The 12,783-nt window shown below is 32.7% G+C and carries 14 protein-coding genes; 7 read left to right on the top strand and 7 right to left on the bottom strand.

Annotation, left to right across the window (positions count from 1 at the left end; translation table 11 throughout):
- The first annotated feature begins 31 nt into the window (after window positions 1-31).
- Both ACXGSQ_RS07790 and ACXGSQ_RS07785 read left to right on the top strand, forming a co-directional pair.
- The gene (locus tag ACXGSQ_RS07790; RefSeq protein ID WP_458629048.1) at window positions 32-1,438 is read left to right on the top strand and encodes an MBL fold metallo-hydrolase; all 1,407 of its coding nucleotides are present in this window, start codon (window positions 32-34) and stop codon (window positions 1,436-1,438) included.
- A gap of 11 nt (window positions 1,439-1,449) precedes the next feature.
- Window positions 1,450-1,719 (top strand): heavy-metal-associated domain-containing protein, encoded by a 270-nt coding sequence (locus ACXGSQ_RS07785; protein WP_458629047.1) that lies wholly within the window; start codon window positions 1,450-1,452, stop codon window positions 1,717-1,719.
- A 68-nt stretch (window positions 1,720-1,787) separates the two neighbouring features.
- Here the strand turns inward: ACXGSQ_RS07785 and ACXGSQ_RS07780 are convergent, their stop codons facing one another.
- The 6 genes from ACXGSQ_RS07780 to ACXGSQ_RS07755 all read right to left on the bottom strand — a co-directional run bounded on the left by ACXGSQ_RS07780 (window position 1,788) and on the right by ACXGSQ_RS07755 (window position 6,857).
- Window positions 1,788-2,060 carry an ATP-dependent Clp protease adaptor ClpS gene (locus ACXGSQ_RS07780; protein WP_405576447.1) on the bottom strand — a complete coding sequence of 91 codons (273 nt, stop codon included), beginning with the start codon at window positions 2,058-2,060 and terminating at the stop codon, window positions 1,788-1,790.
- A gap of 59 nt (window positions 2,061-2,119) precedes the next feature.
- Complete coding sequence (gene prmA, locus ACXGSQ_RS07775) at window positions 2,120-2,953, bottom strand: 50S ribosomal protein L11 methyltransferase (RefSeq protein ID WP_458629046.1); 834 nt, start codon at window positions 2,951-2,953, stop codon at window positions 2,120-2,122.
- Window positions 2,954-3,140: 187 nt separating this feature from the next.
- Window positions 3,141-3,890, bottom strand: coding sequence for a triose-phosphate isomerase (gene tpiA, locus ACXGSQ_RS07770; RefSeq protein WP_458629045.1), 750 nt, complete (start codon window positions 3,888-3,890; stop codon window positions 3,141-3,143).
- An 85-nt stretch (window positions 3,891-3,975) separates the two neighbouring features.
- Entirely contained in the window at window positions 3,976-5,049 is a 1,074-nt protein-coding gene (locus ACXGSQ_RS07765; protein ID WP_458629044.1) for an ABC transporter permease, read from the bottom strand.
- A 74-nt stretch (window positions 5,050-5,123) separates the two neighbouring features.
- Entirely contained in the window at window positions 5,124-6,218 is a 1,095-nt protein-coding gene (locus ACXGSQ_RS07760; RefSeq protein ID WP_458629043.1) for a BT_3928 family protein, read from the bottom strand.
- Window positions 6,219-6,314: 96 nt separating this feature from the next.
- Window positions 6,315-6,857, bottom strand: coding sequence for a DUF1599 domain-containing protein (locus tag ACXGSQ_RS07755; protein WP_458629042.1), 543 nt, complete (start codon window positions 6,855-6,857; stop codon window positions 6,315-6,317).
- A gap of 95 nt (window positions 6,858-6,952) precedes the next feature.
- Here ACXGSQ_RS07755 and folP point away from each other — a divergent pair, with 95 nt between their 5' ends.
- From folP to ACXGSQ_RS07730, 5 genes are all read left to right on the top strand, one after another.
- Window positions 6,953-7,780 (top strand): dihydropteroate synthase, encoded by an 828-nt coding sequence (gene folP / locus ACXGSQ_RS07750; protein ID WP_458629041.1) that lies wholly within the window; start codon window positions 6,953-6,955, stop codon window positions 7,778-7,780.
- A 3-nt stretch (window positions 7,781-7,783) separates the two neighbouring features.
- Window positions 7,784-8,479, top strand: coding sequence for a hypothetical protein (locus ACXGSQ_RS07745; protein ID WP_458629040.1), 696 nt, complete (start codon window positions 7,784-7,786; stop codon window positions 8,477-8,479).
- Window positions 8,480-8,588: 109 nt separating this feature from the next.
- Window positions 8,589-9,371: a diadenylate cyclase CdaA gene (gene cdaA / locus ACXGSQ_RS07740; RefSeq protein ID WP_458629039.1), complete on the top strand. Its 783-nt coding sequence runs from the start codon at window positions 8,589-8,591 to the stop codon at window positions 9,369-9,371.
- Window positions 9,371-10,162, top strand: a complete 792-nt coding sequence (locus ACXGSQ_RS07735) for a DUF3667 domain-containing protein (protein ID WP_458629038.1) — start codon at window positions 9,371-9,373, stop codon at window positions 10,160-10,162. The genes cdaA and ACXGSQ_RS07735 overlap by 1 nt, the downstream gene beginning before the upstream one ends.
- Window positions 10,159-10,974: a DUF3667 domain-containing protein gene (locus ACXGSQ_RS07730; RefSeq protein ID WP_458629037.1), complete on the top strand. Its 816-nt coding sequence runs from the start codon at window positions 10,159-10,161 to the stop codon at window positions 10,972-10,974. Before ACXGSQ_RS07735 ends, ACXGSQ_RS07730 begins: the two co-directional genes overlap by 4 nt.
- Here the strand turns inward: ACXGSQ_RS07730 and ACXGSQ_RS07725 are convergent.
- Window positions 10,971-12,737, bottom strand: coding sequence for an ABC transporter ATP-binding protein (locus tag ACXGSQ_RS07725; RefSeq protein ID WP_458629036.1), 1,767 nt, complete (start codon window positions 12,735-12,737; stop codon window positions 10,971-10,973). The two genes, ACXGSQ_RS07730 and ACXGSQ_RS07725, sit on opposite strands and share 4 nt — an antisense overlap.
- Window positions 12,738-12,783: the final 46 nt, after the last annotated feature.

The raw sequence follows: 12,783 nt of genomic DNA, 5'->3' as shown, positions 1-12,783 counted from the left end.
TTCGTAAATTTGCAAAACAAATACATAAAGAATGAAAATTGAACAATTATATACAGGCTGTTTAGCACAAGGTGCTTACTATGTTGAATCTGAAGGTGAAGTTGCTATAATTGATCCACTTAGAGAAATCCAACAATATGTTGACAAAGCAAATGCTAATAACGCCAAAATTAAATATATTTTAGAGACGCATTTTCATGCTGATTTTGTTTCAGGACATGTTGATTTAGCCCAAAAAACCGGAGCAACTATTGTATACGGGCCAGGGGCTTCTACGGCTTTTGACATCCATTCAGCAACAGATGGCGAGGTTTTAAAACTAGGAAAAATATCCATTAAAGTATTACATACTCCAGGCCATACATTAGAATCTGTAACGTATTTATTAATAGACGAAAACGGAAAAGATTATGCAATTTTTTCTGGAGACACCCTGTTTTTAGGTGATGTTGGAAGACCCGATTTAGCTATTAAATCCGATTTAACTAAGGAAGATTTAGCAGGGATGTTGTTTGATTCGCTACGAAATAAAATTATGCCTTTAGCTGATGACATCATTGTTTACCCAGCGCATGGTGCAGGTTCTGCCTGTGGAAAAAATCTAAGCAAAGAAACCGTTGGTCTTTTAGGGGAGCAGAAAAAAACAAACTATGCTTTACGCGCAAACATGACTAAAGCTGAATTTATAAAAGAAGTTCTTGATGGTATTGCACCTCCTCCGCAGTATTTTGCAAAAAATGCAATGATGAACAAAATGGGTTATGATGCTTTTGAAACGGTTTTAAAAACTGGTGATGTTGCCCTTAATCCAGATGAATTTGAAGCGATGGCTAATCAAGAATCTGCTTTAGTATTAGATGTACGATCACAATCTGAATATATAAAAGCTCATATTCCAAATTCTATTTTTATAGGACTCAACGGCCAATTTGCCCCTTGGGTTGGAGCCTTAATTAAAGATATAAAACAACCGATTATTTTAGTCGTACCAGAAGGCAAATCTGCAGAAGCTGTAACAAGACTTTCTCGCGTGGGCTATGATAACACATTAGGTTATCTAAAAGGAGGCCTAGAAGCATGGAAACTGGCCGGAAAAGATATTGAAACCTTAGATTCTGTATCGGTTGACGAATTTGCAAAAAGAGCAAAAGAAAATACGCTAAATATTTTAGATGTTCGTAAAGACGGAGAGTATCAATCGTCTCATATAGTAGATGCGCAACATTTATCATTAGACTTTATCAATGAAAAAATGAATGAAGTCAGTAAAGATAAAACCTATTATGTGCATTGTGCAGGAGGTTATCGTTCTGTGATTGCGGCATCCATTTTAAAAGCAAGAGGATATGACAAACTTATAGACGTTGATGGCGGCTATAATGCGATTAAAGAAACCGATATAAAGACAACCAATTTTGTTTGTCCTTCAACATTATAAAATTAAACATTATGAAAACCACACTTAAAATACAAAACTTAAAATGTGGTGGCTGTGCTAATACTATAGTCACACAATTATCTAAACTCGACGGTATTTCTGAAGTTGTTGTAGATAATGACACAGACGAAGTAAGCTTTCTTGCGTCAACAGAAAACGACATAGAAGCTGTAAAAAGTAAATTATCTCATCTAGGTTATCCCATTCTAGGAGATACAAACTCTTTACCTAAAAAAGCGAAATCTTTTGTGAGTTGCGCTGTAGGCAGAATGTCTAAATAAGACCAACAATTCTACATTACAAATAAGAATTACAAATAAAAAATCCCACTATTTAAGTGGGATTTTTATTAAACTATTTCAGCACTGAGCCCTGCTTGTAAAAGCTTGGAACATCGTGGTTCTAAATCTTCATAAGATCCTGTTTTCACAGTACACTTTCCTTTGTAATGCACCAATAATGCACATTGCTCAGCTTGTTCGGGTACGTGATCACAAGCGTAAATTAGGGTGTCAATAACATGATCAAATGTATTGACTTCGTCATTAAACAATACGATCTCGTTCTGTTTTAATTCTTCTTCTTGCAGAAGCAACTCTTCTGAATATTTTTCTTTTGTCATCCCTTTTGTTCTTTACAAACTTCCCCGTAGGAAAAATCATAGTTAAACTTAAGTTTACACTAATTTATAAATTTTAATGAAACCCACTGACCTTTTTGAAGAGTTTCGTCTAATTTTAACATCTGTTTATTACATTCCATTTCAATCATAGGGATATCCTCTTTATAAAACCCGCTTAAAAATAAAGTTCCATTTTCGTTTAAGGATTTTGCGTAATGTGGTATATCGGCTAACAATATATTTCTATTAATATTAGCAATAATACTATCGTATTTTTTCCCTTTTAAAAGTTTTACATCACCTTCATAAACCGAAATATTCTTACAATCATTACGCTCTACATTTTCTATACTGTTTAAATAACACCAATTATCGATATCTATAGCGTCGAGCTTACTAGCCCCAACCTTCTCTGCCAAAATAGCTAAGACCCCTGTTCCACAGCCCATATCTAAAACTGATTTATCTTTAAAATCATTATTTAATATATGCTGAATCATCATATGCGTAGTCTCATGATGTCCCGTACCAAAGCTCATTTTAGGTTCAATAATAAGATCGAATTTTGTATCTAGCTTTTCATGAAACGGAGCACGTACAGACACTAAATCATCTACTACAATCGGGTTAAAATTTTTCTCCCATTCTTCATTCCAATTGGTTTGCTCTATGTCTTCAAACGTATAAGAAATTTCAAATTCATCTGAGGTTAAAACGTAAATATGGTCTAAAATATTCTCATTCCATTCTTCTTTTTGAATATAAGCTATAACCCCTTCTTCCGTTTCAACAAAGCTTTCAAAACCAGCATAGCCTAATTCTGCAATTAAAATCTCTACAGCTGGCTGTATAGGGTTTACCTTAAACGTATAACCAATATATATTTCTGACATTTATTTATTTTTTTTTACAAATTTACTAATCCTTAATTTAGTTACGATTAATTTTGTTTCAAATTAGAGTATTTTGAATACCTACACGGATGCTATTACGGTATCCGAATACATTTTCCAAGTGAATTAGCTCGAACAAAAAAAAGCGAACATAACGTTCGCTTTTCTTTATTTTGAGTTTTTAAATTTAAAACGCATTCACAATAGCATAAAAATCTTCTGCATTTAGAGCAGCTCCACCAATTAAGCCTCCGTCCACATCAGGTTTTCCAAAAATTTCCTTTGCATTATTTGGCTTTACACTACCTCCATATAATATTGAAACCGATTCCGCAACTCCATTACCATACTTATCAGCTAAAGTTTTTCTAATAAAAGCATGCATATCTTGTGCTTGTTCAGGACTTGCAGTTTCACCTGTTCCGATAGCCCAAACTGGTTCGTAAGCCAAAACGATATTTTTAAACACATCAGCTCCTAAATGGAATAGTGCATTTTTAATTTGACGTTCTACAACAGCTTCATGATTTCCAGATTTTCTATCTTGTAATTCTTCACCAAAACAAAAGATAATTCGGATGTCGTTAACTAAAGCAGCATCAACCTTTTTAGCTAAAGCTTCATCTGTTTCATTGAAATATGCGCGACGTTCACTATGTCCTAAAATAACCGTTTTAATTCCGATACTTTTTAGCATAGCTGCGCTAATTTCACCAGTGTAAGCACCATTTTCTGCAAAATGCATATTCTGAGCAATGACCTCTATAGACTCTTGTCTTAAAGACTCAAATGCTTGCCACAGATTTGTAAATGCTGGTGCAATCATTACCTCAGCATCTGAAGTTTGACTTTGCTTTAATAAGTCCGTTATTAAAAGTTCCGTTTGAGGTAAATCATTATTCATTTTCCAGTTTCCGGCTACGATATGTTTTCTCATAATTTAAGTGAATTGAATTTTAATACTAAGTACACAAAAATAACACAATAAAGATAAAAGTGAATTGACAATTGTCAGTATTTCATTAAGATAACTTCACCCTAGGATCTAACCAAGCGTAAATGACATCTACAAAAATATTTATAGTAATAAAGATAATCGCAATTACTAAAACAGCGCCCATTATCACTGGTAAATCTAGCGTATTCAGTGCATTAACAATTTCTTTCCCTAGGCCATTCCACCCAAAAATATATTCTACAAAAACAGCGCCCGCTAACATAGATGCAAACCAACCTGATATAGCTGTCACAACAGGATTTAAAGCATTCTTAACCGCATGGTTTTTAATCACCTGAAATTCACTCAATCCTTTAGCTCGAGCTGTACGAATATAATCTTGATTTAAAACTTCTAATAGTGAATTTCGCATTAATTGTATAACAACGGCCAATGGTCTAATCCCTAAAACGACAGCAGGCAGAATTAAGTTTTTCCATTTAATTTGCATCTTTTCACCAAAATCATCAAGCTCGTATAAACTACCTGTCATTTCTAAATTGGTATATTTATGTAATACAAAACCAAATAACCAAGCAAATAAAATAGCACTAAAAAATGATGGGACACTCATACCAAACGTACTTAATATTTGAATGGTTTTATCTATCCAAGTATCTTTGTACAATGCAGAAATAACACCAAAAACAACTCCTAAAATAATCGCAATCACAATTGCCGAAATAGCTAAAACAAACGTATTAGGAATAGTTTCTCTAATAATTTGAGTAACTTTTTTTCCTTGTTTAGCAAAGGATTCTCGCAAGTAAGGTGTTTTTATAACCATTGTGGTATTTCCAAAACTGAACAAGGTTGTTGCGGTGTATTTATTTGGACCTAAATACGTAAAACTACTTGGAGCTTTGGAGTGAAAAGATATCGGTGACAAATCATTGAGATAATAAAGAAACTGTGTCCCAATAGGCTTATCAAATCCATACTTTTTCTTAACAGCAATTACCTGTTCTTCAGATTGGTTTTGCCCTAGCATCATTTTTGCAGGATCACCAAGTTTATTAAATAAAAAGAAAATGACGGTTATAACACCTAGTAAGGTGATAAAAGCATAAAAGATTTTATTGATTATATATCTTATCAAAAAAATGGGTTGTTATAAAACTCAGTAAAAACATTGTTTAATTAAAAACAGACACTAAAATATTACGCTATAAACTATAACTCAATATCCTCAATATCATTCCAATGTGCTTTGTTTACGACAGTTCCTTTGTTTAATATAATAATTCCAGGATTTGCCCGCACAATAGTTTTAACTACTTTTTCATCACATAGATAAATATCAAAATTAAAATCATATTTGGCTTTAATGTTTGCTTTGTCAGCAGCGCCAGAAGATGATAAACCAATTACGGTATAACCCTTTTTCATCGCTTGATCTGTAAATGTTTTAAGCTTTGCCATACCTTCGGGTTCTCCCTTGTTAACATTATACATCGTAATCATAATAAGCTTTTCTTTTTCTAAGAAATAACTTGTTAAATCCTCTTCATCAGATTCAATTGATAAATCTTGAATTGCAGGAATGTAACCTTCATCAACAGTCTTAGTTTCTACACCGACATATTCACCATCGACACTAGGGTAACTTCCATTAGTAACAAACTCTTGCTCTTCTCCATTAACATTAAACGTCCATGTGTATTCTAATATTGGTTTTTTCGCATTTTCTGGAATTGCCATTTGCTCAGGTAAATTTTTACCAATAGCATAGGCTCTAAAATCTATAGAAGGCAAATGCATTAACACATGGTACCCAAACCATAATGACAAAATAAAGCTTAATAGTGCAATAACAGTTGTTGCTAATTTTGAAAAAATTGGCTGAATGTGTTTTACTCCAAAAAACAAAATTAGCACTAAAACTAGTAATACTAAATCTTTTGAAAAACTTTCCCAAGGAGTTAATTTTAAAGCATCACCAAAGCATCCACAGTCTTTCACCTTATCAAAATAAGCCGAGTAAAACGTTAGAAACGTAAAAAACACAATCATTAACAACAAACTCCAAACTGTAAATTTTGGTTTATAGCCAACTAACAAGAACACCCCCAAAACAACCTCAAACACCACAACAATGACTGAAATTCCCAGAGCGTATGGAATTAGGAATTCGAGATTTAATACATCGGCTCCGAAATACTCTTCAAGCTTATAAGAAAATCCTAAGGGATCGTTAAGTTTTATAAATCCTGAAATAATGAATAATATTCCTGTAAATATTCTGCTAAGTTGTACGATGTATTTCATATGCTTATGGTGTTTCTTTTGCTCAGTGAGCTTCGTCTTAGTAAAATTGAAATTTATATTATTTAAATAGATTTCTGCCGTAGCAGAAATGAGAAATTAATTAGCTTCGTTTAAATGAATCATAGCAAAAACTGCATAATTAATCATGTCTTGATAATTAGCATCAATGCCCTCACTTACAATTGTTTTCCCTGCATTATCCTCAATCTGCTTTACACGTAATAATTTCTGTAAGATTAAATCCGTCAGCGAACTCACGCGCATATCTCTCCAAGCCTCACCATAATCGTGATTTTTATCGAGCATTAACTGCTTTGTTACTGCTATTTTTTCGTCATATAATTTTGTAGCTTCTTCGGTATTTAAATCGGGCTGTTCTACCACACCTTTTTCTAACTGAATTAAAGCCATTAAACAGTAATTTATTATTCCTATGAACTCACTTACCTCACCTTCATCTACTTTTCTCACGGCATTTTGTTGCAATCCTCTAATGCGTTGTGCTTTTATAAAAATCTGATCGGTTAACGATGGCAATCTTAAAATGCGCCATGCACTACCATAATCACTCATTTTATTTACAAAAAGCGCTCTACATTTAGCGACAACAGCATCGTATTGTTTTGAAGTATCTTGCATTTATTACGTTATAATTTCCGTAAATTTCGCATAAATAAATTAGAAGTTCAAAGTTTGGGGTTTAAAGTTTTCTTAACGCCTTTTTTAGAGTAAATATGAATATAAATTGTAAAGGAAAATTAATCAATTTATCCACACCAAAAGTGATGGGCATATTGAATGTTACACCAGATTCATTTTTTGATGGTGGACAATATAATGACGAAACTGCTATTTTAAATCAAGTTGAAACCATGCTAAGCCATGGAGCTACTTTTATTGATATTGGTGGTTACAGCTCTCGGCCAAATGCTGACGATGTTAGTGATATAGAAGAGTTGAATCGCGTAATACCTGTAATTAAATTAATTCTGAAGCATTTCCCTAACGCTTTAATTTCTGTTGACACCTTTAGAAGTCACGTCGCAAAAAAGAGTATTGAAGCTGGTGCCGCACTGATTAATGATATTTCAGCGGGAAAATTAGATAAAAACATGCTTTCTACGGTTGGAAAATTAGGCGTTCCTTATATTATGATGCATATGAAAGGAACTCCTAAAACCATGCAACAACAAACAGATTATAAGGATTTAACTAAAGAGGTGATTGCCTATTTTGCTGAACGAATTGCAGCTGCTCACCAAGAAAAAATTAATGATATTATTATTGATCCTGGATATGGTTTCGCAAAAACAGTAGATCAAAATTTTGAATTGCTTAATCAACTTGAATTGCTTCAACTTACTGACCAACCTATTTTAGCCGGTATCTCTCGTAAATCTATGATCTACAAAACGCTAAATTTAACTTCTAAAAAGGCCCTCAACGGCACAACGGCTTTACATATGGTGGCGTTACAAAAAGGTGCAAAAATTTTACGTGCACACGACGTCAAAGAAGCTATAGAATGCGTGACCCTTTTTAACCAATTGAAATCTAATTAACCCATGCGCTATATTTTTATCCTTATTATTTTATGTTGTTTTAGCTGCAACAACGAACGTGTTTTACACTTACCAGAAATTGAAAATGCTGAAGTCACCGAAGTTTTAGACGTATCACCTGCGTATCTTTTTTATGATGAAACCCAACCTGATTCAACGCTACTAAATCGAAAGAATTTAATAATTACCACCAATTGGTTGGTTAACGTAGATAAACGCTTAACGTTAAAACAAGCTATTCCACATATTAAATTCTTACAAGACAAAAAGCGCAATGCCGAAATGCATAAAAATGAAGATGCTAAGAATTATTTTACATGTAATGATACGCGAATTGAAAATTTAGGTTTTTTAGAATTTACGGATGTATATTATGAATTTACGGAAGCAGATGATAAACCCATAAATATTAAACAGCTAATACAAAAAGAAATAACTAATGATAGCATCATATCAGACTACCTTTTAAAACTTCCAATTCAGATTAATAACGATAATAAAACGAAAATTAAAGATGAGATTATTGAAATATTAAAACAAATAACTACAATTTCTGAAGATAAAAGAATAACTGAATTTTCAATAAATCTATATTTTGACGAAAACCTAAGCTTTCAAGATTACATTTCAATAAAATCAGAAATATTAGAAATCGATACTAAAAAAGTTATAATTGACTCTAACGAATTCATTTATTAATTAGATTAATTAAATCTTAATGTTTTGAAAAAACAGAACTGAGGTAACAATTATAATTTTTTCTTTTGAACTAAGCATAAATTACTAAATTAGCAAAAACACCAATCTTTTGGAAAACTTACAACTTTGGGATTTTAGATTTATAGACTTCGTGGATGTCTTCCTCGTAGCTATTCTGCTCTACTATATTTACAAGCTTGTAAAAGGAACAGTTGCTATCAATATTTTCATTGGTATTCTTATTATTTATTTTGCTTGGCGCTTAACCGACTACCTCAATATGCACATGCTTTACAGCATTTTTGATGGTTTTATGAAAGTTGGAATTATCGCTTTAATTGTGGTGTTTCAACCCGAAATTAGAAAGTTTCTTCTAATGGTTGGTTCTACGAATATTGGTGGTAAACGAAATCTTTTTAAAAATTTCAAGTTTCTTAAAAACGACGATCAAACCACAACTGATGTGGATGCCATTATTAATGCGTGTAATAAAATGGGATCTTCTAATACAGGGGCTTTAATTGTTATTGAACGCAATAATAACTTAGACTTTCTAACAAATACAGGAGATGAGATGAATATCTTAGTCTCTCAGCCCATTATAGAAAGTATCTTTTATAAAAATAGTCCTTTACACGATGGCGCTATTGTTATTGACAATAATGTAATAAAAGCAACACGTGTTATTCTCCCCGTTAATAACGAAAAAAATATCCCAGAACGCTTTGGCTTACGTCATAGGGCAGCGATTGGGATCACTGAAAAAACAGATGCTATTGCGCTCTGTGTAAGTGAAGAAACCGGACAAGTGTCCTATATTAAAAATGGTGAATTTGAAATGTTTAAAAATACTGACGAGCTTAGAGATAAAATTAAACAAGACTTAGGGTAGTGCATTGTAAAAACTGCCATAACACCCTTAGAAACACACAAAAATTTTGTGATGAATGCGGCGCGAAAATCATTCAAAATCGTTTAAAACCAAAAGTCTTAGCGCAACAAGTTAATGAGCAATTTCTTTGTGTAGACAACAAGTTTCTGCTAACATTCATAGACTTATTAAAAAAACCCGAAGCAGTCATTATTGGCTACATAAATGGTACTCGAAAAAAATATATTGATGTCCTTCAGTATTTTGCCATATCAATAACTTTAGTCGGTTTTCAAGTGTTTTTAATGTCTACTTTTTTTAAGGAATCAATGGATTTTGGTTCAGGATTTATAGAAGGTTTTAATGCGTCTTCAGGTAAAACAGAAAATCCATTTAAAGACATTGATTTTAATAGTTTCAACAATTACCAAGGTTTAATTTATATTTTAACAGTCCCATTTTCAGCACTTGGAAGCTGGCTTGCTTATTATATAACCGGAGACAAAAGCTATAATTTTACAGAGCATATTGTTATTAATTTATACTACTCTGCCCAAGTCATCATTATAACTGCTTTATTAACCATACTATTTTTAATATGTGGACTAAATTACTTTGTCATATCTTCCATAATATACATCCCGACTTTCATGTATTTATTTTATGTTCTAAAACGCATCTTTAAAACAACATTTTGGGACACCTTTGCTCGATTTTTACTCGTAATGGCAATCTATATAGGCTCATTTATGGTCATCGGATTACTTGTACTAATAGTCGCTATAATAATTGGAATTGCCTTACATAAATGATTTGTAAAAACTGCCAGACAGATCTTGAGGAACACGACGATTATTGTAAACATTGCGGAGGTAAAGTGATTAGAAATAGACTAACCATTCAAAACCTCTTTACCCACTTTACTGAAACATTTTTTAATTACGACAATAAACTTTTACAGACCTTCATTAGTCTATTTACTAAACCAGAAGTTGTAATTGGTAGCTATATAAACGGAACTAGAAAAAAATATGTAAATGTCGTTAGTTATTTTGCGCTTGCCATCACCATTTCAGGATTTCAACTCTTAATTATCAATAAATATTTTCCAGAAGTATACGATTTCTCTTTTAAATCTATTAAAGGACAAGCCGATTTTCAAAAAAAGAATATGGCCTTTTTACAAGAGTATCAATCTGTAGTCATGATGCTTTATGTACCGCTTTATGCAATTATAGCACGATTTGTTTTTTTTAATTTGAAGCGCTTTAATTATACCGAATTGCTTGTTATATTTATGTATATACAAGCCCAAACCTCAATTGCTAGTGCGCTTTTTGTTTTAGTTTTAGCTTTAATTGGATTGTCTTCAAATATCATCGGCTTAGCCATGATGCCATTAATGATACTTTACGCTGCCTATTGCCTCAAACGACTGTACAACCTTAACTTACTGAACATTGTTGTTAGAACCCTACTCTTTTTTATAGCTCTTGGAGTGGTAATGGTTATAGCCACAATAATAATGTTAGGAGTGATGTATTTAAACGGCGACTTACAAACCATGTTTGAAGCTGGGAAAAAGGCCGCAGAAGAAGCAGCAAAAAAACAAGCAATACACTAAGTCGTTTCTGCTTTTAAAAATTGAACTTCATAAAGATTTTTGTAATAACCATGGTCTTGCTTCAGTAATGACTGATGCGTTCCAATTTCAACAATCTGACCAGCGTCCATCACAATAATTTTATCAGCTTGTTGTATTGTTGCTAATCTGTGCGCAATAACAATTGAGGTTCTCCCTTTAGTAATCTTATCTGTGGCATCTTGTATTAATTGCTCGGAATGCGAATCTACCGAAGACGTCGCTTCATCTAAAATTAAAATACTTGGATTAGTCACATAAGCTCTTAAAAACGAGATTAGTTGACGCTGTCCTGAAGACAACATAACGCCACGCTCTTTCACATTATAGTGATACCCATTAGGAAGACTTGAAATAAACTCATGAATCCCAATTACTTTTGCAGCATTCACCACATCTGCTTCTGTGATGTTTTCATTATTTAAAGTAATATTATTTAGTATGGTATCCGCAAATAAGAATACGTCTTGTAATACAACAGCTATCTGACTCCTAAGTGAACTTATAGTCATATCCTTAATATCTATACCATCTACTTTTATGGTACCTGAATTGATATCGTAGAAACGATTCAATAAATTAATAATTGTAGACTTACCAGCTCCTGTTGCACCAACTATGGCTACCGTTTCTCCTGCATTTACATTAAATGAAATACCTTTTAAAACCTCTTCCTCTTTAACATAAGAGAACCGTACATCTTGAAATGAAATATTCCCATTAAAATGTTTTGCTTCAATAGTGCCAGAATCATCAATATTAGCGGATGTATCTAATACTTTAAACACACGATCTGCAGCCACCATACCCATTTGAAGGGTATTAAATTTATTTGCAATTTGATTTAGAGGTCTAAATAACATAGGAATAAACATGGTAAAGGCAATTAAATCACCCAAAGTTGCTGTCTGCCCTATAACGGTATTTAAACCACCGTACCATATCACAGCGCCCATTGTTAATGACGAAATAAATTCTGCTATTGGAAAGAAAATAGAGTTGTACCAAACCGTCTTTAACCAGCCTTTTTTATGACGCTCATTAATGGCTTTAAACTTTTTAAACTCGGTATCTTCACGTGTAAACAATTGTAAAATCTTCATTCCTGTAACACGTTCTTGAACAAATGAATTAAGGTTAGAAACCTCGGTACGCACATCTTCAAAAGCACGTTTCATATACTTTTGAAAAATATTAGTCGCTATTAATACAAAAGGTAAAGTCACAATTACAATAAGGCTTAATTTCCAATTCATGTAAAACATAAAACTGGCTACGACTAGCATTTTTAAGACATCACTAAAAATCATAAATAAACCTTCACCAAAAATATCAGCAATACGCTCCATATCAGTAACCGCTCTTGTAATTAATACTCCAACAGATGATTTATCAAAATAGGTCATTTTAAACTTAAGCATGTGCTTAAATAATTTCACTCTAATATCTCTAACGACTGACTGTCCTAACCAACTCGCATAGTAAATAAAGAGCAATTGCGAAATGACTTCTAATAGAAGTAAAACAAGCATTATAACCATATAGATTATAAAACCGTTATATTCTTTATTAGCAATTTTTACGTCAATCGCTTCTTTTAAAACATAAGGTCTAAACGCACCAAAAAAGGCTAAGCCAATAACACACAATAGCGAAATCACGAAAACCGCACGATAAGGTTTTATGTACTGTAATAATCGTGTAAATAACGATACATCAAATATTTTCTTATCTTTTTCTGCCATTTTATGCCGAACTTGTTTCGGAATCTTTTCCGTTACAACGGAAATT

Source organism: Winogradskyella sp. PC D3.3, assembly GCF_054366245.1.
The sequence above is the reverse complement of the archived record's forward strand: the minus strand, read 5'-3'. Positions and strand labels throughout refer to the sequence as shown.

Excerpts from the sequence above, each read along its gene's own strand:
- ACXGSQ_RS07790 (WP_458629048.1), top strand. The coding sequence starts at position 32 with ATGAAAATTGAACAATTATATACAGGCTGTTTAGCACAAGGTGCTTAC.
- ACXGSQ_RS07785 (WP_458629047.1), top strand. The coding sequence starts at position 1,450 with ATGAAAACCACACTTAAAATACAAAACTTAAAATGTGGTGGCTGTGCT.
- ACXGSQ_RS07780 (WP_405576447.1), bottom strand. The coding sequence starts at position 2,060 with ATGACAAAAGAAAAATATTCAGAAGAGTTGCTTCTGCAAGAAGAAGAA.
- prmA (WP_458629046.1), bottom strand. The coding sequence starts at position 2,953 with ATGTCAGAAATATATATTGGTTATACGTTTAAGGTAAACCCTATACAG.
- tpiA (WP_458629045.1), bottom strand. The coding sequence starts at position 3,890 with ATGAGAAAACATATCGTAGCCGGAAACTGGAAAATGAATAATGATTTA.
- ACXGSQ_RS07760 (WP_458629043.1), bottom strand. The coding sequence starts at position 6,218 with ATGAAATACATCGTACAACTTAGCAGAATATTTACAGGAATATTATTC.
- ACXGSQ_RS07755 (WP_458629042.1), bottom strand. The coding sequence starts at position 6,857 with ATGCAAGATACTTCAAAACAATACGATGCTGTTGTCGCTAAATGTAGA.
- folP (WP_458629041.1), top strand. The coding sequence starts at position 6,953 with ATGAATATAAATTGTAAAGGAAAATTAATCAATTTATCCACACCAAAA.
- ACXGSQ_RS07745 (WP_458629040.1), top strand. The coding sequence starts at position 7,784 with ATGCGCTATATTTTTATCCTTATTATTTTATGTTGTTTTAGCTGCAAC.
- ACXGSQ_RS07730 (WP_458629037.1), top strand. The coding sequence starts at position 10,159 with ATGATTTGTAAAAACTGCCAGACAGATCTTGAGGAACACGACGATTAT.
- ACXGSQ_RS07725 (WP_458629036.1), bottom strand. The coding sequence starts at position 12,737 with ATGGCAGAAAAAGATAAGAAAATATTTGATGTATCGTTATTTACACGA.